This is a genomic window from Burkholderia sp. COPS, assembly GCF_019425585.1.
Classification (GTDB): domain Bacteria; phylum Pseudomonadota; class Gammaproteobacteria; order Burkholderiales; family Burkholderiaceae; genus Burkholderia; species Burkholderia cepacia.
In genome coordinates, this window is record NZ_WIXR01000027.1 from 57,665 (window position 1) to 77,146 (window position 19,482).

Genomic DNA, 19,482 nt, shown 5'->3' on the forward strand with positions numbered 1-19,482 from the left:
GCGGCAGCTTGGCCGGGCTTCAGGGTTCGAGCAGGCGCTGCAGGCGCAGTTCCTCGAAATCGAGTTCCGATTCGATCCGGTGCAGGACCGTGTCGTCGACCTTGCCGTCGCGATGCAGGTCGAGCAGCGCGCGGCGCGACACGCCGACGAGGTCGAGTTCGACGCGCAGCATGCGCGCCCGCACGTTGGCCGGTTCGGTGCCGTGACGAAACGCGCGTTCGTTGAAGGTCACGCGGTTCCTGTATTCGGCGAGCAGGCGGTCGAGCGAAGGGCGTTCGAGGCTCGACCCGCGCTGTTCGAGCGCGTCGAGTTCGGCGAGCGCCGCGCCGAACGTATGCGCGCGCACCGCGTGCTCGGACATCGTGTGCCGCGCGGCCGGGCGCAGCTTCAGTACGCGGATCAGCGGCGCGAGCGTGCCGCCCTGCACGACGAGCGTCGCGATGATCAGCAGGAACGTGCTGAACAGGATCAGGTCGCGGCCGGGGAAGGTGGCCGGCAGTGCGATCGCGGCCGCGAGGCTCACGACACCGCGCATGCCCGACCAGCCGAGCACGACGGCTTCGCGCCACGACCACGGCGCGTGGCCCGCGCGCGGCGCGCGCAGGCGGCCCGGCAGCCACATCGCGACGAACACCCATACGACGCGCGCGCCGATCGCGGCGGCGGTGGCGGGCAGCGCGACGCGCAGGCCGGCCATCAGCACCGCGCCTTCGTGGTTCACGCGTGCGAGGATCGCGTGCAGCGCGAGGCCGATCAGGATGAACACGAGCGCGTCGAGCACGAACACGATCGCTTCCCAGGTCGCCTTCGCCTTGATCCGCATGTCGGCGTCGAACACGCGATGCTGGCGCACGCCGAGCACGAGGCCGCAGGTCACCACCGACAGCACGCCCGAGCCGTCGACGGCTTCCGCGATTCCGTAGCTGCCCCACGCCATCGCGAAGGTCACGACGATGCCGAGCATCGGGTCGCGCAGGCGCGGCAGCACCCAGCACATCGCATGGCCGCACGCGAGGCCGACCGCGATGCCGATCAGCGTCAGCGAGAAGAACAGGCCGGTGGCGCTGGCGGCCGTGATCGATACCGCCAGCGCGGCCGACACGGCCATCTGGTACAGCAGCAGGCCCGACGCATCGTTGACGAGGCTCTCGCCTTCGAGCACCGCGACGAGCCGCGCGGGCAGCGGGTGGCGCTGCAGGATCGCCTTCGCGGCGACCGCGTCGGGCGGCGACACGATCGCGCCGAGCGTGAAGCAGGCGGCCCACGGCAGCGCCGGGTTCACGGCATGCACGGCGAGCGCGACCGCGACGGTGGTGAAGACCACCGCGCCGAGCGCGAGCGACGCGATCGATGCGAGCTCCTGCCGGAATTCCTTCCACGCGGTGTAGAACCCGCTCGACATCAGCAGCGGCGGCAGCACGGCCGCGAGCAGCAGCGCCGGGTCCATGTCGGGTACACGCTTGCCGGCGACCGCGACCACGCAGCCGCCGAGCAGCAGCACGACGGCCGGCGGAATCGAGATGCGTTCGGCGAGCCACGTGAGCGCGCCCGCGCCGCAGATCAACAGCAGCAGGTAATGAAACAGTTCGACGTTGGTCATGAGCCTGGCGTCACGACGGCTTGCGGTCGTTGGCGGCGCCGCCCGGCAGCGTACCGAACATGTGCTGGCCGCATTGTGCGTCGTGCCACGCGGTATTGAGCCCGTAGCCGGACAGCATCCGGCGCGCGAGCGGGAGGATCTGCTCGCCGGCCAGCATGCCGAGCAGGCCGAGGAGCGCGATGATCGGCGGCGCCGGCGAATTCACGCCGAGCGCGCCGTAGATGACACCGGCGAGGATGCCGGCGAACAGCGACAGAAAATACGGTTTCATGATGAAAACCTCTCGTGACAGGCTGGTCGGGCGCGAAGGCGGCGCCTTCAATGTGCTGGAAGCGTATCGGTTTTACGTGCGGAAAAAAAGGGCGGACAGCCTTCGGAGCCCCTCTCTTTCGGAATTCGATCGATTCCATTTCTTGGATGTTCGGGCCGCGACTTTTCCGATTAAATGGCTGCAACCGGAACACGCCGCTCCGGGGCGACGCACAGCCGGCTCCTCCGCCATCCCGGTCGGGGCAAGCCTTGAACGTTTCCAGACCAAAGGATGATTCGCTACATGAGCAACGCCAAGCTTGAAGTCCTCACTCCCCACAATAGCCAGATCATCTTCATCGACCAGCAGCCGCAGATGGCGTTCGGTGTGCAGTCGATCGATCGCCAGACGCTGAAGAACAACGTCGTCGGGCTCGCCAAGGCCGCGAAGGCATTCAACATTCCCACCACGATCACGACGGTCGAAAGCGACAGCTTCTCGGGTTACACCTACCCTGAACTGCTCGACGTGTTTCCGAACCAGAAGACGCTCGAGCGCACGTCGATGAACTCGTGGGACGACCAGAAGGTGCGCGACGCGCTGGCCGCGAACGGCCGCAAGAAGGTGGTCGTGTCCGGCCTGTGGACGGAGGTCTGCAACACGACGTTCGCGCTTTGCGCGATGCTCGAAGGCGGCTACGAGATCTACATGGTCGCCGATGCGTCGGGCGGCACGTCGAAGGACGCGCACGACTACGCGATGCAGCGGATGATCCAGGCCGGCGTCGTGCCGGTCACCTGGCAGCAGGTCGCGCTCGAATGGCAGCGCGACTGGGCGCGCCGCGACACCTACGACGCGGTGATGGCGATCGCGAAGGAACACTCGGGCGCGTACGGGATGGGCGTCGACTACGCATACACGATGGTCCACAAGGCCGCCCAGCGCACCGCGACGCCGCACGAGTCGATTCCGGCCGTGCCGGCGAAGTAACCGGCCGCGTGTTGCCGCGCGGTCAGACGGGCGGCAGCGCCCATGGCGCGTGCGACAGGTGTTCGACGAGAAAGTCGAGCAACGCCGTCACGCGCGCGGCGCGCAGCATGCCGGGCGGTGTGACGAGGTTGACGTTGATATCGGGAATTTTCCAGTCATGCATCACTTCCTCGAGCGCGCCGCTTTGCAACTCGTCCCACACCAGGAACGACGGCTGCAGCGCAAGGCCCTGGCCGGCGATCAGCGCGGGGCGGAGCACGTCGGCGTTGTTCGCGCGAATGCGGCCGCGCACCGGCACGCCGAATTCCTCGCCCGACGTCTTGTGGCGGAAGCGCCAGAATTCGGGCGTCGGGATGTTCGTGTAGGTCAGGCATACGTGCTGGTCGAGTTCGCTCGGATGAGTCGGCCGGCCGTGCCGGTCGAGATACGCGGGCGACGCGACGAGCGGCCGGCGCACCGCGCACAGGCGGCGCGCACGCAGCGACGAATCGTTCAGCTCGGCAATCCGGATCGCGACGTCGAAGCCGCCGGACACGATGTCGACGAAGTGGTCGGTCAGCACGAGATCGACGTCGACGCGCGGATAGCGTTCGAGAAACGCGGGCAACAGCGGCGCGAGATTGCACAGGCCGTAGGACATCGGCGCGTTCACGCGCAAGAGGCCGTGCGGTTCGAGCGCATGCGCGGAGGCTTCGCCTTCGATCAGTTCGGCATCGGCGAGCAGCCGGACCGCGCGATCGCGCAGCAGCTCGCCGGTCGGCGTGAGCGACAGCTTGCGCGACGTGCGGTACAACAGCATCGCGCCGAGGCGTTTTTCGAGGCGGGCGATCGCTTTCGACACGGTCGGTTGCGATACGCCGAGCAGGTCGGCGGCCTTGGCGAACGAACCGGTCTCGGCGACGCGCGCGAAGATGGCCCAGGCTTCGAGATCGGGAAGGTGTTGCATGGCTGGAAGGCGTGGCAGGCAAGCGAAGCGGGTGGGGCGGCAGCGGATCGCGCCGCGAGCGCATGGCGCCCGTACGGGCGGAAATGCGGGGTCATTCTAATCCAGTCGTGAGGAGCGTATGGAATCGTATGTCGTTTCATTGGGTGCCGGCATGCTGGTCGGCGTCATGTACAGCGTGGTCAAGGTGCGTTCGCCCGCACCGCCGCTGATTGCCCTGGTCGGGCTGGCCGGCATGCTGGCCGGCGTCGCGGCCGTCGCACCGGTCCGTCACTGGCTCGGTTTCTGACTGGATCGAAGGCACATTGATGAACGCACCCGCCACTCGACCGGATCTGATCCTTCACAACGGAAGGTTCACGATCCTCGACCGCGCAAACCCGTCGCTCGCGCTTGCAATGGGCATGCTCGAGCGGCAGGTGGCGATCACGCGTGCGCCGCAATGGGTGCGCGTGGCCGGCGGTTTCACCGAGCCCCCGTTCGCCGGGAAGCGCCTGCCGACGATCGACGGGGCGCGGCGACGGCGGCCCCGGCATGCTGACGCTCGTCGCGATGGCGGTGGCGCACGACTTCCGGAACCGGACGGGCGCTGCGCATTTCATGGCGCTCGACAGCTTCTTCGCGCATCTCGGGCTGATCGCGGCATGCGTGCTCGCGACGCGGCTCGCCGATGCGAAGTATCCGGCCGGCAACAGCCGTGCCACTCGATGACGATCAACAACAAGGACATCCAGTCATGAAAACGATTCGTTCCGCCTTGCTCGCGCTGGCGATCGCCGCCGGCCTCGTCGCGGCGCCGGCCGTGTACGCGAAGCCGCCCGTCCTGCCGGCGGCCACGCCGACGCTCGCCGTCGGGCCGCAATACGACACGACGCACGTGTATGTGGCGCCGGAGGATTTCGATCGCTTCACCGACAGCTTCGTCGCGACGTTCGGCGGCAGCAAGTCGAAGCAGGGCGTGTTCCAGGTCACGCCGACACCGAGCCTGACGATGTCGCAGCTCGTGTTCACGCCGGCCGGCACGATCTCCGTGTTCGGCTTCAAGACGCCGACTCCCTGGCCGTTCGGCGCGGAGCGCACGGGGTATCTCGTCACCGACATGGACGCGGCGATGAAGGTGGCGCGCGAGCACGGCGCGGAAGTGATCGTCGACACGTTCCCCGATCCGATCGGCCGCGATGCGGTGATCGCGTGGACGGGCGGCGTGAAGATGCAGCTCTACTGGCACACGCAGGCGCCGAAGTACGACCCGCTGCAGACGGTGCCGGAAAACCGCGTGTACGTGTCGCCGCAGAGCGTGCGCAAGTTCGTGCACGACTTCGTCAAGTTCTCGAACGGCAAGGTGGTGTCCGACGATCTGAAGGCGCCCGGCGTCGAGATCGGCCGCCCGGATGACACCTATCGCCGCATTCGCATCACGTCGGGCTTCGGCAAGATGACGGTGCTCGTGACGGACGGCCACCTGCCTTATCCGTACGGGCACGAGACGACGGGCTACGAGGTGCCGGACCTGGCCGCAACGCTGGAGAAAGCGAGGGCGGCCGGCGTCGACGTGCTCGTGCCGCCGTACACGGCGGACCGGCGCGACGCGGCGCTGGTCCGGTTCCCCGGCGGTTATGTCGCCGAGATCCACGCGGGGGCGGCGCGATGAAGCACGAGGACACGATTCTTGCCGCGGTGGCCGGCTTCGTCGACACGCTGAGCTTCGTCGCGCTGTTCGGGCTGTTCACCGCGCACGTGACCGGCAACTTCGTGCTGATCGGCGCGGGGGCCGCGGGGTTCGGCCAGGGCATCCTGCTGAAGCTGAGCGTGTTTCCCGCATTCGTGTGCGGTGTCGTCGCGAGCAGCCTGATCGCACGCGCGTTTTCCGGGCGGCCCGCGTGGCAGGGTACGCGGGCGCTGCATGCGGTCCAGGCCGTGCTGCTGCTCGGCTTCTGCGCGGCCGGCGTGTGGGCGTCGCCCGTCACGCAATCCGACAGCCTGCCGGTGCTGCTGGCCGGCATCGTCGGCACGTTCGCGATGGGCATCCAGAACGCGCATCCGCGCGTGATCGCGCGCGCCGGCGTGCCGAACACGGTGATGACCGGCAACGTCACGCAGGCGATTCTCGACGTCGTCGACCTGCTGTCCGCCGGCACGCCCGACAGCGTGCGCACGGCGGCACGCGCGCGCTTCGCGAAGATGTGGCCGGCGATCGTCGCGTTCGCGCTCGGCGCGACGGCCGGCGCGCTGGGCTTTCGCTATCTCGGGTTCTGGGCGCTGCTGGCTCCGGCCGTCGCGCTTGCGGGACTGGCGGCGTGCGCTGGGATGTCGGCCGGCACCGCCGCGCGGGAGCATGCGTGATCGGGCCGCGCATTGCGCAGCAGGTCGATGCGGCGTCGGGCGACCGGCATCCGCACGACGGCCGTGTCGAGGCAGGCGGGCACAACGCGGACCCTGTCGGGGTCGCGCTGAAGTACGGCGGGTGACGCGCGCGTTCCGATGAAAAAAGGGCGGCCGGGAGGCCGCCCTTCGTGCGTTCGGGCCGGCGATGACACCGGCCCGCCTGTCGCGATGCCGTTACAGGTTCGGCGACAGTTGCAGCGCGTTCGTCAGGTCGCCCATCGGCTGCCCGCCGTTGGCCTTCAGCGCGTCGTCGCGCTGTTGCAGGCCGGCGAGGCGCGGCAGCGAGAAGCGGCGCGTGATGAAGCGCAGGATCGACGCGGTGTCGTACTGCGTGTGGTCGACGAAACCCTTCTTCGAGAACGGCGACACGATCAGCGCCGGAATGCGCGTGCCCGGGCCCCAGCGGTCGCCCTTCGGCGGCGACACGTGATCCCAGAAGCCGCCGTTTTCGTCGTACGTGACGACCACGACCATGTTCTTCCACTGCGGGCTCGCCTGCAGGTGCGCGAGCACGTTCGCGATGTGCTGGTCGCCGCTCGCGACGTCCGTGTAACCCGGGTGTTCGTTCAGGTTGCCCTGCGGCTTGTAGAACGCGACCTGCGGCAGCGTGCCCGCGTCGATCGCCTTGATGAACTCGCTGCCGTCGGTGCCGCCGTCGAGCAAGTGCTGCGCGCGGCTCGTGCTGCCCGGTGCCTGGTTCGCGTAGTAGTTGAACGGCTGGTGGTGCGGCTGGAAGTTCGGCGCCGTCATGTTCGGGCCGTAGATCACGTTCGCCGTGCCGCTTTGCGCGGCCTGCAGTGCCTGGTTCCACGCACCGCCGTACCACGCCCACGACACGCCCGCGTTGGTCAGCAGGTCGCCGATGTTCTGTTGCGACTGCGGCGGCAGCGTCGTCGCGGCCGACGGGTCGGCGAGGTTCGGATCGCCGCCCGAAGCCGCCTTGTTGCCGCTCGGCTGGTACGGCGGCTGCATCGTGTTGATCGCGTAGAAGTCGGGCGTCAGGTTGCCCGAGTTCACGAACTTCGGCGCGCCGTCGAGCGCGGAAGCGGGCGAGTTGCTCGCGAGCTGCAGCGACTTGCCGTCGGCGGCGACGGCCGAGATCGAACCGGCGGCCGGGCTCTTGTCCGCGTTCGCGTAGAACGGCGCGCACGCGCAGATCAGGTACTGGTGGTTCAGGAACGAACCGCCGAACGCACCCATGAAGAAGTTGTCGGCCAGCGTGAACTGCTGCGCGATCTTCCACAGCGGCAGCTTCGTCGCGTCGGGCGTGTAGTGGCCCATCACGAGGCCGCCCGAGTCGGCCCATGCGGCGAACATGTCGTTCTTGCCGCCGTTGATCTGCATCTGGTTCTCGTAGAAGCGGTGATACAGGTCGCGCGTCGTCACGCTCATCGGCGTGTTGAAGCCGTTCGGGTCGTCGATCGCGAACGGCGCGTTCGGCAGGTTGGCCGTCATCGCCTCGGTCACGGCCGGCGTCACGCCCTTCGCGGTCAGGCCGCCCCAGGCCTTCGGCAGCGTCGCGAGCGGCTGGCCGTTGCGGTCCTTCTGCTGTGCGCTGGCCGCGGTCACGTTCTGCAGGCCGTTCGCGCCGGGGAAGTTGCCGTACAGGTTGTCGAAGCTGCGGTTTTCCGCGTAGATCACGACGACGTTCTTGACCGTCGACAGGCCCTGCTGCTGCACGTCGTCGCCGCCGCAGGCGGTGAGGGCGGCGGCCGCGGCAACGGCGATCGGTGTAAAGCGAATCCAGGCGTGGTTTTTCATCCGTTGTACTCTCTATCTCTCTCTTGTCGCGTGGGGAACCGGCGCATTCGTGTACCGCCGGTTCGCGAGGTGACCGTGGCATGTCCGGCTGCACGCATTTTGAGGGTGCGATTTGACAGGCGGGTGTAGGCGTCCTTTCGATTGGCTGTCGATGAGTCGTCATGTAACGGTCATGCGGCTGACATAAACTCCGGCCGCTCCTGAACCTACTTTCCGACGAATCGATGAAGCCTCGCCAACCGACAGCCGGCGCATTCGCGCATTCGTGGCTGCATCTCGCCAGCGCATTCGCGCTGGCCGCCACGCTCGTCACCGTTGCCGGCTGTGACGGACAGCCCGGTGCCGCTACGCCGTCCGCGCAGGCCGCGAGTGCGTCGGGCGCGCCGGACGGTGCGCACCCGGTTGCGTCCGCAACGGTTGCCGCGAGCGGCGCCGTGGTCGCGACGAACCAGCCGCAGACGCGCGCACAAGTTTACGAAGGCGTGCGCCGGATGACGGCCCTCGGCAAGCAACTTTTCTTCGACCCTACGCTGTCAGGTTCCGGCAAGCTCGCGTGCGCGTCATGTCACAGCCCCGATCACGCATTCGGGCCGCCCAATGCGCTGGACGTGCAATTAGGCGGCGACGACATGAAGCATCCGGGCTTTCGTGCGGTGCCGTCGCTCAAGTACCTGCAGGGCGTGCCGCAGTTCACCGAGCACTTCCACGATTCCGACGACGAAGGCGACGAGAGCGTCGATGCCGGCCCGACGGGCGGCCTCACGTGGGACGGCCGCGTCGATACGGGCGCCGAGCAGGCGCGCATTCCGCTCACGTCGCCGTTCGAGATGAACAGCTCGCCGGCGAAGGTCGCGCAGGCCGTGAAGGCCGCGCCGTACGCGCAGGAGTTCCGCGCGGTGTTCGGCGTGAAGGTGCTCGACGACGATGCGGCCACGTTCAAGGCCGTGCTGCGCGCGCTCGAAACCTTCGAACAGACGCCCGAGCTGTTCTCGCCGTACACGAGCAAGTACGACGCGTATCTCGCGGGCCATGCGCAGCTCACGCCGGCCGAAATGCGCGGGCTGCAATTGTTCAACGACGAAAAGAAGGGCAACTGCGCGAGTTGCCACATCAGCCAGCGCGCACTCGACGGCACGCCGCCGCAGTTCAGCGATTTCGGGCTGATCGCGATCGCGGTGCCGCGCAATCGCGCGCTGCCGGTCAATCGCGACCCGCGCTTCCACGACCTTGGCGCGTGCGGCCCCGAGCGTACCGACCTGAAGGGCCGCGACGAATTCTGCGGGCTGTTCCGCACGCCGTCGCTGCGCAACGTCGCGCTGCGCAAGACGTTCTTCCACAACGGCGTGTATCACACGCTCGAGGACGTGATGCGCTTCTACGTCGAGCGCGACATTCATCCGGAGAAGTTCTATCCGGTCGTGCACGGCAAGGTGCAGATCTACGACGATCTGCCGAAACGCTACTGGCCGAACATCAACCGCGAAGCGCCGTTCGACCGCAAGCGCGGCGAGCAGCCGGCGCTGAACGCGGCCGAGATCAAGGACGTGATCGCCTTCCTCGGCACGCTGACTGACGGATATCGGCAAACGGCCGCGCCGGCCGGCCACTAGAAGGCGGTGCGGGCGGCACGCATGCTATCCTCGCTCGCTGACAGGCGCAGTGTGCGTGCCGGAGGGCCGGCCCCCGGTTCGCCGGCATGCGCGTTGCGCCGTTTGATCGAACATCCAAGGAGAACAACATGTCGATGCGTGCATCCCTTTCCGTCGTCACGCGCGTGCTGGCCGGCGCCGCGTGCGCAGCCGCGATGCTGCCCGCCCATGCGCAGAACAACCTGAACTTCCTGAACGACACGCCGATCAGCTATTTCAGCAAGGCCGACCGTGCGTCGCTCACGAAGGCGGTTGTGCAAGCACGCGATGAAGGCAAGGACGGCGAGGCCACGACGTGGCAGAGCAGCGGCCGCGGCACGCAGATCGATGCGAAGCTCACGCCGACCACGACCGAGACGGACGGCAAGACCTGCCGCGAAATCGCCACCGAAATCACCGCGAAGGGCCAGACGATGACGCTCAAGCCCATCTATTGCAAGACCGACGCGGGCAAGTGGCAGTTGCAGAAGCGCTGAGCACGCGTGTGATGAAGCGGGGCGACGCGCCGCGCACGGTGTCGTGCGGCGTCGTGATCCTCGATGCGGCCGGCCGCGTGTTCCTCGCGCACGCGACGGACACCACGCACTGGGACATCCCGAAGGGGCAGGGCGAGCCGGGTGAATCGCCGGCCGACGCCGCGCTGCGCGAACTGCTCGAGGAAACCGGCATCGCGCTGGCGCCGGCCCGGTTGCTCGATCTCGGCCGCTTTGCGTACCGGCACGACAAGGATCTGCACCTGTTCGCGGTGCAGGTGGCCGAAGGCGAGATCGATCCGGGGCAGTGCACGTGCACGTCGCTGTTTCCGAGCCGTCGAGACGGCTCGATGATTCCCGAGATGGATGCGTATCGCTGGACCGTGCCGGCCGACATCGACGCGTATGCGAGCCGCAGCCTCGCGCGGCTGTTTCGCACGAAGCTGTCGCTGGTGGATCTGCATCGGCGGTTGACGGGCGCGTAACCCCGGCATGCAATAAAAAAACCGGCGCAAGCCGGTTTTTTCATGGTTCGTCCGATTCGCGGCCGGTGAGTCAGGCCAGCCATCGATCGGTGTCGCGATGCTGGTCGAGGCCGATCGCTTCGAACTCGTCGAACGCGTCGCCCTTGGCGACGCCGAGATGGCGAAGCGCTTCGTTGATCGCATGATCCGACACGACGAGCGGGCCGCTTGCGCGGCCATCCGCGAAGCGCGCATACGCCTGGGTGCCGCTGCCGCCAAAGAATTCGGCTTCGACATAGGCCAGTGCAGCGTGCGCGCTCAACTGTTCACACAGCGACAGAAGTGCCGGCGGCAGCACCGTGTCGTCCCCGTCGGTCAACGGGCAGAACGGGATCGCGTGAGCGTTCCGGAACGCGGTGTCGAGCGGGATCATGTCGATGTCGCCGCGCAGGCGGACGACGCGCAGCCCCCGCGGCAGCGGCGCGGACGCAAATGCGCCGGATCTGGCGACGATGGCCTGCAGCGAATAGGGCATGGCGACGGTTCCTGACGTGGCATTCGGGGCAGGCCGCCCCGGCGAGCGGGCAGTCGGGCTGCGCATCGGCGCAGCCGTTGCCGCGCATGACGAACGGCACAGGCGCGGGCGACCGGCGCTGCGCCTGTCCGATCCGTCAGGCCGGCTTGCCCCAGCTGTCGCGCAGCCCGACGATCCGGTTGAACACGGGCTTGCCCGGCTTCGAATCGACACGATCGGCCACGAAGTAGCCGTGACGCTCGAACTGCACGCGCGTTTCCGGCGCGATGTCGCTGTTGCCCGGCTCGACGTATGCCTGGACGATCTTCTTCGAATCGGGATTCAGCGCCTCGAGGAAGTTCGCGCCGCCCGCGTCCGGATGCGGCTCCTTGAACAGGCGGTCGTAGATCCGCACTTCGGCCGGCTGCGCATGTTTCGCGCTGACCCAGTGGATGTTGCCCTTGACCTTGTAGTTGTTCGCGCCTTCGGTGCCCGACTTGCTGTCCGGGAAGTAGTTGCAGTGCACGGCCGTCACGTTGCCGTCGGCGTCCTTGTCGAAGCCCGTGCACTCGATCACGTAGCCGTAGCGCAGGCGCACCTTGTTGCCTGGGAACAGGCGGAAATAGCCCTTCGGCGGGTTCTCGACGAAATCCTCGCGCTCGATCCACAGCTCGCGCGAGATCGGGAACGTGCGCACGCCGCGATCCGGATGGTGCGGATGCACGGGCGCCGTGCACGCTTCCTCGAGGTCTTCCGGGTAGTTGTCGATCACGAGCTTCAGCGGATCGAGCACGGCGACCGTGCGCGCAGCCTTGTCGTCGAGGTCGTCGCGCAGCGCGCCTTCGAAGATGCTCATGTCGATCCACGAATCGATCTTCGTCACGCCGATGCGCTCGCAGAACAGGTGGATGCTCTCCGGCGTGAAGCCGCGGCGGCGCACGCCGACGATCGTCGGCATCCGCGGGTCGTCCCAGCCGTCGACGTGGCCTTCGGTGACGAGTTGCAGCAGCTTGCGCTTGCTGGTGATCGCGTACGTGAGGTTCAGCCGCGAGAATTCGATCTGTTGCGGCAGCGGGCGCGTGAACATGCCGGCTTCCGCGAGTTCGTTCAGCACCCAGTCGTACAGCGGGCGGTGATCCTCGAATTCGAGCGTGCACAGCGAATGCGTGATGCCTTCGAGCGCATCCGAGATGCAGTGCGTGTAGTCGTACATCGGGTACACGCACCACGCGTCGCCGGTGCGGTAGTGATGCGCGTAGCGGATCCGGTAGATCACCGGGTCGCGCATGTTCATGTTCGGCGAAGCCATGTCGATCTTCGCGCGCAGCACGTGCTCGCCTTCCTTGAACTCGCCGGCCTTCATGCGGCGGAACAGGTCGAGGTTTTCTTCCGGCGTGCGGTCGCGGAACGGCGACGGCTTGCCGCCTTCGGTCAGCGAGCCGCGGTTCGCGCGCATTTCTTCCGCGCTCTGGCTGTCGACGTATGCCTTGCCGCGCTGGATCAGCAGCTCGGCGAATTCGTACAGCTTGTCGTAGTAGTCGCTCGCGAAGTACTGGTGATCGACCGCGTCCTTGCGCCAGTCGAAGCCGAGCCAGCGCACCGCGTCGACGATCGAGTCGACGTACTCGACGCTTTCCTTTTCCGGGTTCGTATCGTCGAAGCGCAGGTGGCACACGCCGCCGTAGTCGCGTGCGACGCTGAAGTTCAGGCAGATGCTCTTGGCATGGCCGATGTGCAGGTAGCCGTTCGGCTCGGGCGGGAAGCGTGTTTCGACGCGGCCGCCCCATTTGCCGGTGCGGTTGTCGTCGTCGATGATGTTGCGGATGAAATTGGAAGCCGCGGGGGCGTCGTTGCGTTCGGTGCTCATGCGGATGGCGTCAGGTTGTGTCGGCGCGTCGCGCCGGTTTAATCCCGTGATTCTACCTGACCGGGGTCCGTCCCGCGCGGCTGGCGGCGCGGCAGGCGCGGGTTTCGACGGATTATCTCGATATTGTGTCGGCTGTAACACGACGTAAATCGGATTGCCCGGGCCGTTTGGCGTTGCCTATGATGGCTTCACCGATTCAATGCCGCCGCTCGCATGACCGCGCGGCGAGAGGACACCAACAATCATGATGAAGAAGACCACGTTTATCGTTCGTACCGCCGTGATCGTCGCGGCCCTGTCGCAACTCGGCGCGTGCGCCATGACGCATACGCAGCGCAATGCCGGCATCGGCGCGGCCGCGGGCGGCGCGCTCGGTTACCTGGTGACGGGCGGCCCGCTCGGCACGGTCGCCGGCGCTGCGGCGGGCGGTATCGTCGGCGCGAACGTGCGCTGATCGACGACATGACGCGAGCCGCGTGCCACGCGGCTCGTCGTCCGGTCGCGACGCCGTCCCGCACGCGTCCCGGCCCCATGCACATCCTTCCGGTTTCAGACAGGCAGCATCAGGGAGGAACGGGTGTGCGACACTGCGTCGACGCCATATAACGATTTCACCCGTCGACGCACCTTCCATGAGCTCATTCCCCGTTCTCGTCCTGCCGGGTTACGCCAATTCGGGCCCGCTTCACTGGCAGAGCCGCTGGGAGCGTGCCGATGCACGTTTCTCGCGCGTCGCGATGCCCGACTGGGACCGTGCGTTCCGCAACGGCTGGTGTCTCGCGCTCGATCGCGCGGTCGAAGCCGCGCGCGGGCCGGTGCTGATCGCCGGCCACAGTCTCGGCACGCTCACCACCGCGTGGTGGGCGACCCGCTATGCGCGCCCGGCCGCGCTCGCGAAGGTGCGCGGCGCGTTGCTCGTCGCGCTGCCCGACCCGGGCGGCCCCGCGTTTCCGGCCGATGCGCACGGCTTCGGGCCCGTGCCGCTCGAACGGCTGCCGTTTCCGACCTGCGTCGTCGCCAGCAGCGACGATCCGTACGGCTCGTCCGCGTTCGCGCGCCGTTGCGCGAACGCATGGGGCAGCGCATTCCACGATATCGGCCCGCGTGGCCACATCAATGCGGACAGCGGGCTCGGCGACTGGCCCGAGGCGCGCGGCTGGCTCGACGCGCTCGCCCGCCGCGGCTGACGGCGCGCGGCGGGGCGGCAGCGGCAACTGCGGCAGCCGCCTGCCCGCCGGCACCGGCGCCGGGCGCCGTGCTCGTGCCACCTCTCAGATCGCCTCTCAGATCGCCTGTTTCGCGCGCAGCCGGGCGATCTTCGCGTCGTCGTAGCCGAGCATGTCGCGCAGCACGTCGTCGGTCTGCGCGCCGAGCAGCGGCGGGGCGGTACGCGCGTCGGGCGGCGTCGCGCTCATCCGGATCGGGTTGCGCACGAGCTTCGCGTTCGCGCCGCTCGGGTGCGGCAGCGACACCTGCATCCCGCGCGCGACGACCTGCTCGTTGTCGAACACCTCGTCGAGATCGTTGATCGGCCCGCACGGCACGCCGGCCGCTTCGAGCACGTCGATCCAGTCGGCCTTGCCGCGCGCCTTCACCATTTCCGCGAGGATCGGCACCAGCGTGTCGCGGTGACGCACGCGCGACGGATTCGTCGCGAAACGCTCGTCGTCGGCCAGCTCGGGCCGGCCGCCCGCCTCGACGAACTTGCGGAACTGCCCGTCGTTGCCGACCGCGACGATGATCCACCCGTCGCTCGTCTGGAACGTCTGGTACGGGACGATGTTCGGATGCGCGTTGCCCCAGCGCACCGGCGGCTTGCCGCTCGCGAGGAAGTTGGTGTTCATGTTCGCGAGCAGCGCGACCTGCACGTCGAGCAGCGCCATGTCGATGTACTGGCCTTCGCCCGTCCGGTCGCGGTGGGTGAGGGCGGCGAGCACCGCGATCGTCGAGTAGAGGCCGGTCGCGAGGTCGGCGATCGCGACGCCGGCCTTCTGCGGGCCGCCGCCCGGCTCGCCGTCGCGTTCGCCGGTGATGCTCATGAAGCCGCCGATTCCCTGGACGATGAAGTCGTAGCCGGCACGATGCGCGTACGGGCCCGTCTGGCCGAAGCCGGTGACCGAGCAGTAGACGAGGTCCGGCTTCACCGCGCGCAGCGATTCGTAGTCGAGCCCGTATTTCTTCAACTGGCCGACCTTGTAGTTCTCGAGCACGACGTCGCTTTGCGCGGCGAGTTCGCGCACGATCTGCTGGCCCTCGGGCGTCGCGATGTCGACCGTCACCGAGCGCTTGTTGCGGTTCGCCGCCAGGTAGTACGCGGCCTCGGCGGTATCCGCGCCGTCCGCGTCCTTCAGGTACGGCGGCCCCCAGTGGCGCGTGTCGTCGCCGGCGCCCGGGCGCTCGACCTTGATCACGTCCGCGCCGAAATCGGCAAGCGTCTGCGCGCACCACGGGCCCGCGAGCACGCGGGTGAGGTCCAGCACGCGGATATGGCTCAGGGCACCCATCGTCGAATCGTCTCCTTTCATGGCTGGCCTTGGCGGGCAAGGCGAATTGGCATGCCGAGCATCTTAAGGCGAATCGGCGTCGCGAGTGGCCCAGCCGGGCCGGCAGGAGGGCCGAGCCGCTTTGCCGGCGCTTTGCCCGGAAGCCGGCCCCGATCCCGTATAATCGATTGTTTCCGAATCCATGCCGCCGCGCGCCGCCCAAGGGCGCCGGCGTTTGAAGCCGTCTTTGCCAGACTGTCCCCGCACGCCATGAAAGCTGCCGAAATCCGCGAGAAATTTCTCAAATTCTTCGAATCGAAGGGCCACACGATCGTCCGCTCGTCGAGCCTCGTGCCCGGTAACGACCCCACGCTGATGTTCACGAACTCCGGCATGGTCCAGTTCAAGGACGTGTTCCTCGGCACGGACCCGCGTCCGTACTCGCGCGCCACGACGGCGCAGCGCAGCGTGCGCGCGGGCGGCAAGCACAACGACCTCGAGAACGTCGGCTACACGGCGCGCCACCACACGTTCTTCGAGATGCTCGGCAACTTCTCGTTCGGCGACTACTTCAAGCACGACGCGATCAAGTTCGCGTGGGAACTGCTGACCACGGTCTACCAGCTGCCGAAGGACAAGCTGTGGGTGACCGTGTACCAGGAAGACGACGAAGCCTACGACATCTGGGCGAAGGAAGTCGGCGTGCCGACCGAGCGCATCATCCGCATCGGCGACAACAAAGGCGCGCGCTACGCGTCGGACAACTTCTGGACGATGGGCGACACCGGCCCGTGTGGCCCGTGTACCGAAATCTTCTACGACCACGGCCCGGACGTGTGGGGTGGGCCGCCGGGGTCGCCTGAAGAAGACGGCGATCGCTACATCGAGATCTGGAACCTCGTGTTCATGCAGTTCAACCGCGACGCGCAAGGCAACATGACGCGCCTGCCGAAGCAGTCGGTCGACACCGGCATGGGCCTCGAGCGTCTCGCCGCGGTGCTGCAGCACGTGCACAGCAACTACGAGATCGACCTGTTCCAGAACCTGATCAAGGCCGCCGCGCGCGTGACCGAGATCAGCGACCTCACGAACAACTCGCTGAAGGTGATCGCCGATCACATCCGCGCGTGCTCGTTCCTGATCGTCGACGGCGTGATCCCCGGCAACGAAGGCCGCGGCTACGTGCTGCGCCGCATCGTGCGCCGCGCGATCCGCCACGGCTACAAGCTCGGCCGCAAGGGCGCGTTCTTCCACAAGCTGGTGGCCGACCTCGTCGCCGAGATGGGCGTCGCCTATCCGGAGCTGAAGGAAGCCGAGCAACGCGTGACCGACGTGCTGCGTCAGGAAGAAGAGCGCTTCTTCGAGACGATCGAGCACGGCATGTCGATCCTCGAAGCCGCGCTGGCGGAAGTCGAGGCGAAGGGCGGCAAGGTGCTCGACGGCGAACTCGCGTTCAAGCTGCACGATACGTACGGCTTCCCGCTCGACCTCACGGCCGACGTGTGCCGCGAACGCGGGATGACGGTCGACGAGCCGGCATTCGACGACGCGATGGCGCGCCAGCGCGAGCAGGCGCGCGCGGCCGGCAAGTTCAAGGCGACGCAGGGCCTCGAATACACGGGCGCGAAGACCACGTTTCACGGTTACGAGGAAATCGCGTTCGACGACGCGAAGGTCGTCGCGCTGTACGTCGACGGTTCGGCCGTCAACGAAGTGAAGGCCGGCCAGGACGCGGTCGTCGTGCTCGACCACACGCCGTTCTACGCGGAATCGGGCGGCCAGGTCGGCGACCAGGGCGTGCTCGCGAACGCCGCGACGCGCTTCGCGGTGGCCGACACGCTGAAGGTGCAGGCCGACGTGATCGGCCACCACGGCACGCTGGAGCAGGGCACGCTGAAGGTCGGCGACGTGCTGCGCGCGGAGATCGACGCGCACCGTCGTGCGCGCACGCAGCGCAACCACTCGGCCACCCACCTGATGCACAAGGCGCTGCGCGAAGTGCTCGGCGCGCACGTGCAGCAGAAGGGTTCGCTGGTCGACGCGGAAAAGACCCGTTTCGACTTCGCGCACAACGCGCCGATGACCGACGACGAAATCCGTCGCGTCGAGCAGATCGTCAACAACGAAATCCTCGCGAACGCGCCGGGCATCGTGCGCGTGATGCCGTACGACGAAGCGGTGAAGGGCGGCGCGATGGCGCTGTTCGGCGAGAAGTACGGCGATGAAGTGCGCGTGCTCGACCTCGGCTTCTCGCGCGAACTGTGCGGCGGCACGCACGTGCACCGCACCGGCGACATCGGCCTGTTCAAGATCGTCGTCGAAGGCGGTGTCGCGGCCGGCATCCGCCGCGTCGAGGCGATCACCGGCGACAACGCGCTGCGCTACGTGCAGGAACTCGACGCGCGTGTGAACGAAGCGGCAGCGGCGCTGAAGGCGCAGCCGTCGGAACTCACGCAGCGGATCGCGCAGGTGCAGGACCAGGTGAAGTCGCTCGAGAAGGAGCTGGGCGCGCTGAAGTCGAAGCTCGCCTCGAGCCAGGGCGACGAACTCGCGCAGCAGGCCGTCGAAATCGGCGGCGTGTACGTGCTCGCGGCGACGCTCGACGGCGCGGACGCGAAGACGCTGCGCGAAACGGTCGACAAGCTGAAGGACAAGCTGAAGAACGCGGCGATCGTGCTGGCGGCCGTCGAAGGCGGCAAGGTCAGCCTGATCGCGGGCGTCACACCGGATGCGAGCAAGAAGGTCAAGGCCGGCGAGCTCGTGAACTTCGTCGCGCAGCAGGTCGGCGGCAAGGGCGGCGGCCGTCCGGACATGGCGCAGGCGGGCGGCACCGAGCCGGCGAACCTGCCGGGCGCGCTCGCGGGCGTGAAGGGCTGGGTCGAAGAGCGCCTCTGATCGGCCTGGCCGGCGCGGCGCCCGCAAGGGCGGAGCGCCGGCCCGCACCGCGCGATTCTTTCGACGGAATCGCATGAAACGACCCGATCGGCATCGGTGCCGGTCGGGTCGTTTTGCGTTTACCCGCCGTGTGTGGGGCCGATCCGCCATCGTGCCTGACGCACGAACGGTTGCCCGGTACGCAAACGGACGGTGCGTGAGTGCGCCGTCGCGCGCCCGTTGGCGGATCGCTTCAGGCCGGCAGCGCCACGTGCGCTTTCTGTACGGCGTCCTGCTGCCGCTCGGCTTCCCCAAGCGCATCGCGCAGCGCGGCGAGCGCCGCCGACGCATAACCCTGCCGCCACGCGAGCAGCGTGTCGATGCCCTCCAGCTCGGGGATCACGTGTGCGGCGATGTTGCCGGTTTCGGGCTGCAGGTCGAGCACCGAACGCGGCGCGACCGCGACGCCCGCGCCGGCCGCGACACACGCGACGATCGCGTGATACGAGCCGAGTTCGAGCACGCGCGCCGGCTTGACGCCGTGCGCCGCATACCACTGTTCGACGTACTTGCGATACGTGCAGCCGCGCTCGAATGCGATCAGCGTCGGCAGGATCACGTCGCGCGGCGTGCGCACCGGTGGATGGCCGCGCGGCGTGAGCAGCACGAGATCCTCGCGGAAGATCGGCACCGTCTCGAACGTGTCGGGCAGCGTGTCCGGCGCCGGCGGGCGCGCGAACAGCGCGGCGTCGATCTCGAAGTCGCGCACGCGCTCGATCAGCCAGCCCGTCGTGCCCGTCACCAGTTCGAGCGACACGTCGGGCCATGCGTGGTGATAGCGCGCGAGCACGGTCGGCAGCCGGCTCGCGGCCGTGCTTTCCATCGTGCCGAGCCGCAGCCGGCCGCGTGGCGTGTCCTCGCGCACCGCGTCGCGCGCCTCGTCGGCGAGCGCGAGCAGGCGCTCCGCATATGGCAGCAGCGTGTGCCCGGCCGGCGTCAGCACGAGCCGGCGGCCGTCGCGCACGAACAGCGCCGCGCCGAGTTCTTCCTCGAGCTGCTTGATACGCGTCGTCACGTTCGACTGCACGCGATTGAGCTTGGCCGCCGCGCGCGTCACGCCGTTCTCGCGCACCACGGCCCGAAATATCGCCAGTGCCGCCAGATCCATGATTCTCTCCGAGCGATGAATGGATTCTCAATTATTCATTTTTCGAGAACGTTTGGTCAAG

20 protein-coding genes and 2 pseudogenes are annotated in these 19,482 nt (G+C 67.8%); 14 read left to right on the forward strand and 8 right to left on the reverse strand.

Going from position 1 to position 19,482, the window contains the following annotated elements; translation table 11 throughout:
* Positions 1 to 19 precede the first annotated feature (19 nt).
* Positions 20 to 1,600: a sodium:proton antiporter gene (locus FOZ70_RS23805; protein ID WP_021160830.1), complete on the reverse strand. Its 1,581-nt coding sequence runs from the start codon at positions 1,598 to 1,600 to the stop codon at positions 20 to 22.
* A 10-nt stretch (positions 1,601 to 1,610) separates the two neighbouring features.
* Entirely contained in the window at positions 1,611 to 1,871 is a 261-nt protein-coding gene (locus FOZ70_RS23810) for a DUF1427 family protein (protein WP_060054910.1), read from the reverse strand.
* On the opposite strand from FOZ70_RS23810, the gene FOZ70_RS23815 reads away from it, so the two are divergent.
* Positions 1,870 to 2,145, forward strand: a complete 276-nt coding sequence (locus FOZ70_RS23815) for a hypothetical protein (RefSeq protein ID WP_219706916.1) — start codon at positions 1,870 to 1,872, stop codon at positions 2,143 to 2,145. The two genes, FOZ70_RS23810 and FOZ70_RS23815, sit on opposite strands and share 2 nt — an antisense overlap.
* Before the next feature lie 8 nt (positions 2,146 to 2,153).
* On the forward strand, positions 2,154 to 2,840 hold the full coding sequence (locus FOZ70_RS23820) for a hydrolase (protein WP_021160828.1): 687 nt from the start codon (positions 2,154 to 2,156) through the stop codon (positions 2,838 to 2,840).
* A 22-nt stretch (positions 2,841 to 2,862) separates the two neighbouring features.
* Here the strand turns inward: FOZ70_RS23820 and FOZ70_RS23825 are convergent, their stop codons facing one another.
* Complete coding sequence (locus FOZ70_RS23825; RefSeq protein ID WP_059497848.1) at positions 2,863 to 3,786, reverse strand: LysR family transcriptional regulator; 924 nt, start codon at positions 3,784 to 3,786, stop codon at positions 2,863 to 2,865.
* Between the two features lie 118 nt (positions 3,787 to 3,904).
* Between FOZ70_RS23825 and FOZ70_RS23830 the strand changes: the two genes are divergently transcribed.
* From FOZ70_RS23830 to FOZ70_RS23855, 6 genes and pseudogenes are all read left to right on the forward strand, one after another.
* On the forward strand, positions 3,905 to 4,072 hold the full coding sequence (locus FOZ70_RS23830; protein WP_021160826.1) for a DUF1427 family protein: 168 nt from the start codon (positions 3,905 to 3,907) through the stop codon (positions 4,070 to 4,072).
* Positions 4,073 to 4,091: 19 nt separating this feature from the next.
* Positions 4,092 to 4,292 (forward strand): annotated as a pseudogene (locus FOZ70_RS23835) (hypothetical protein); the annotation flags it as partial.
* Positions 4,293 to 4,314: 22 nt separating this feature from the next.
* Positions 4,315 to 4,494, forward strand: a pseudogene (locus FOZ70_RS23840) (DoxX family protein); the annotation flags it as partial.
* A gap of 25 nt (positions 4,495 to 4,519) precedes the next feature.
* Complete coding sequence (locus FOZ70_RS23845) at positions 4,520 to 5,434, forward strand: glyoxalase (protein ID WP_124590060.1); 915 nt, start codon at positions 4,520 to 4,522, stop codon at positions 5,432 to 5,434.
* The gene (locus FOZ70_RS23850) at positions 5,431 to 6,126 is read left to right on the forward strand and encodes a YoaK family protein (protein ID WP_048025922.1); all 696 of its coding nucleotides are present in this window, start codon (positions 5,431 to 5,433) and stop codon (positions 6,124 to 6,126) included. Before FOZ70_RS23845 ends, FOZ70_RS23850 begins: the two co-directional genes overlap by 4 nt.
* Positions 6,123 to 6,251: a hypothetical protein gene (locus tag FOZ70_RS23855; protein WP_021160822.1), complete on the forward strand. Its 129-nt coding sequence runs from the start codon at positions 6,123 to 6,125 to the stop codon at positions 6,249 to 6,251. The genes FOZ70_RS23850 and FOZ70_RS23855 overlap by 4 nt, the downstream gene beginning before the upstream one ends.
* Before the next feature lie 91 nt (positions 6,252 to 6,342).
* On the opposite strand, the gene FOZ70_RS23860 is transcribed toward FOZ70_RS23855, so the two are convergent.
* Positions 6,343 to 7,929, reverse strand: a complete 1,587-nt coding sequence (locus FOZ70_RS23860) for an acid phosphatase (protein WP_027787762.1) — start codon at positions 7,927 to 7,929, stop codon at positions 6,343 to 6,345.
* 224 nt (positions 7,930 to 8,153) lie between these two features.
* Here FOZ70_RS23860 and FOZ70_RS23865 point away from each other — a divergent pair, with 224 nt between their 5' ends.
* The 3 genes from FOZ70_RS23865 (at position 8,154) to FOZ70_RS23875 (ending at position 10,536) form a co-directional block, all read left to right on the forward strand.
* On the forward strand, positions 8,154 to 9,539 hold the full coding sequence (locus FOZ70_RS23865) for a cytochrome c peroxidase (RefSeq protein WP_219706918.1): 1,386 nt from the start codon (positions 8,154 to 8,156) through the stop codon (positions 9,537 to 9,539).
* Between the two features lie 128 nt (positions 9,540 to 9,667).
* The gene (locus tag FOZ70_RS23870; protein ID WP_219706919.1) at positions 9,668 to 10,054 is read left to right on the forward strand and encodes a hypothetical protein; all 387 of its coding nucleotides are present in this window, start codon (positions 9,668 to 9,670) and stop codon (positions 10,052 to 10,054) included.
* Between the two features lie 11 nt (positions 10,055 to 10,065).
* Positions 10,066 to 10,536 (forward strand): NUDIX hydrolase, encoded by a 471-nt coding sequence (locus tag FOZ70_RS23875; RefSeq protein WP_059677691.1) that lies wholly within the window; start codon positions 10,066 to 10,068, stop codon positions 10,534 to 10,536.
* 70 nt (positions 10,537 to 10,606) lie between these two features.
* Here the strand turns inward: FOZ70_RS23875 and FOZ70_RS23880 are convergent, their stop codons facing one another.
* Both FOZ70_RS23880 and FOZ70_RS23885 read right to left on the reverse strand, forming a co-directional pair.
* Positions 10,607 to 11,050, reverse strand: coding sequence for a YdiU family protein (locus FOZ70_RS23880; protein WP_219706921.1), 444 nt, complete (start codon positions 11,048 to 11,050; stop codon positions 10,607 to 10,609).
* A gap of 136 nt (positions 11,051 to 11,186) precedes the next feature.
* On the reverse strand, positions 11,187 to 12,896 hold the full coding sequence (locus FOZ70_RS23885) for a glutamine--tRNA ligase/YqeY domain fusion protein (protein ID WP_027787758.1): 1,710 nt from the start codon (positions 12,894 to 12,896) through the stop codon (positions 11,187 to 11,189).
* Positions 12,897 to 13,140: 244 nt separating this feature from the next.
* On the opposite strand from FOZ70_RS23885, the gene FOZ70_RS23890 reads away from it, so the two are divergent.
* Both FOZ70_RS23890 and FOZ70_RS23895 read left to right on the forward strand, forming a co-directional pair.
* On the forward strand, positions 13,141 to 13,350 hold the full coding sequence (locus FOZ70_RS23890) for an ornithine acetyltransferase (RefSeq protein ID WP_011351716.1): 210 nt from the start codon (positions 13,141 to 13,143) through the stop codon (positions 13,348 to 13,350).
* A gap of 178 nt (positions 13,351 to 13,528) precedes the next feature.
* The gene (locus FOZ70_RS23895; protein WP_059486866.1) at positions 13,529 to 14,083 is read left to right on the forward strand and encodes an alpha/beta hydrolase; all 555 of its coding nucleotides are present in this window, start codon (positions 13,529 to 13,531) and stop codon (positions 14,081 to 14,083) included.
* 96 nt (positions 14,084 to 14,179) lie between these two features.
* On the opposite strand, the gene FOZ70_RS23900 is transcribed toward FOZ70_RS23895, so the two are convergent.
* A complete protein-coding gene (locus tag FOZ70_RS23900) occupies positions 14,180 to 15,400 on the reverse strand; it encodes a CaiB/BaiF CoA-transferase family protein (RefSeq protein WP_059486869.1) in 1,221 nt (406 codons plus the stop codon).
* Between the two features lie 249 nt (positions 15,401 to 15,649).
* On the opposite strand from FOZ70_RS23900, the gene alaS reads away from it, so the two are divergent.
* Positions 15,650 to 18,274, forward strand: coding sequence for an alanine--tRNA ligase (gene alaS, locus FOZ70_RS23905; RefSeq protein WP_060218198.1), 2,625 nt, complete (start codon positions 15,650 to 15,652; stop codon positions 18,272 to 18,274).
* A 232-nt stretch (positions 18,275 to 18,506) separates the two neighbouring features.
* Here the strand turns inward: alaS and FOZ70_RS23910 are convergent, their stop codons facing one another.
* Positions 18,507 to 19,421 (reverse strand): LysR family transcriptional regulator, encoded by a 915-nt coding sequence (locus FOZ70_RS23910; protein ID WP_059486871.1) that lies wholly within the window; start codon positions 19,419 to 19,421, stop codon positions 18,507 to 18,509.
* Positions 19,422 to 19,482: the final 61 nt, after the last annotated feature.

Coding starts and splice junctions, on each gene's coding strand:
- FOZ70_RS23805 (WP_021160830.1), bottom strand. CDS start 1,600: ATGACCAACGTCGAACTGTTTCATTACCTGCTGCTGTTGATCTGCGGC.
- FOZ70_RS23815 (WP_219706916.1), top strand. CDS start 1,870: ATGATGAAAACCTCTCGTGACAGGCTGGTCGGGCGCGAAGGCGGCGCC.
- FOZ70_RS23810 (WP_060054910.1), bottom strand. CDS start 1,871: ATGAAACCGTATTTTCTGTCGCTGTTCGCCGGCATCCTCGCCGGTGTC.
- FOZ70_RS23820 (WP_021160828.1), top strand. CDS start 2,154: ATGAGCAACGCCAAGCTTGAAGTCCTCACTCCCCACAATAGCCAGATC.
- FOZ70_RS23825 (WP_059497848.1), bottom strand. CDS start 3,786: ATGCAACACCTTCCCGATCTCGAAGCCTGGGCCATCTTCGCGCGCGTC.
- FOZ70_RS23830 (WP_021160826.1), top strand. CDS start 3,905: ATGGAATCGTATGTCGTTTCATTGGGTGCCGGCATGCTGGTCGGCGTC.
- FOZ70_RS23845 (WP_124590060.1), top strand. CDS start 4,520: ATGAAAACGATTCGTTCCGCCTTGCTCGCGCTGGCGATCGCCGCCGGC.
- FOZ70_RS23850 (WP_048025922.1), top strand. CDS start 5,431: ATGAAGCACGAGGACACGATTCTTGCCGCGGTGGCCGGCTTCGTCGAC.
- FOZ70_RS23860 (WP_027787762.1), bottom strand. CDS start 7,929: ATGAAAAACCACGCCTGGATTCGCTTTACACCGATCGCCGTTGCCGCG.
- FOZ70_RS23865 (WP_219706918.1), top strand. CDS start 8,154: ATGAAGCCTCGCCAACCGACAGCCGGCGCATTCGCGCATTCGTGGCTG.
- FOZ70_RS23870 (WP_219706919.1), top strand. CDS start 9,668: ATGTCGATGCGTGCATCCCTTTCCGTCGTCACGCGCGTGCTGGCCGGC.
- FOZ70_RS23875 (WP_059677691.1), top strand. CDS start 10,066: ATGAAGCGGGGCGACGCGCCGCGCACGGTGTCGTGCGGCGTCGTGATC.
- FOZ70_RS23880 (WP_219706921.1), bottom strand. CDS start 11,050: ATGCCCTATTCGCTGCAGGCCATCGTCGCCAGATCCGGCGCATTTGCG.
- FOZ70_RS23885 (WP_027787758.1), bottom strand. CDS start 12,896: ATGAGCACCGAACGCAACGACGCCCCCGCGGCTTCCAATTTCATCCGC.
- FOZ70_RS23890 (WP_011351716.1), top strand. CDS start 13,141: ATGATGAAGAAGACCACGTTTATCGTTCGTACCGCCGTGATCGTCGCG.
- FOZ70_RS23895 (WP_059486866.1), top strand. CDS start 13,529: ATGAGCTCATTCCCCGTTCTCGTCCTGCCGGGTTACGCCAATTCGGGC.
- FOZ70_RS23900 (WP_059486869.1), bottom strand. CDS start 15,400: ATGGGTGCCCTGAGCCATATCCGCGTGCTGGACCTCACCCGCGTGCTC.
- alaS (WP_060218198.1), top strand. CDS start 15,650: ATGAAAGCTGCCGAAATCCGCGAGAAATTTCTCAAATTCTTCGAATCG.
- FOZ70_RS23910 (WP_059486871.1), bottom strand. CDS start 19,421: ATGGATCTGGCGGCACTGGCGATATTTCGGGCCGTGGTGCGCGAGAAC.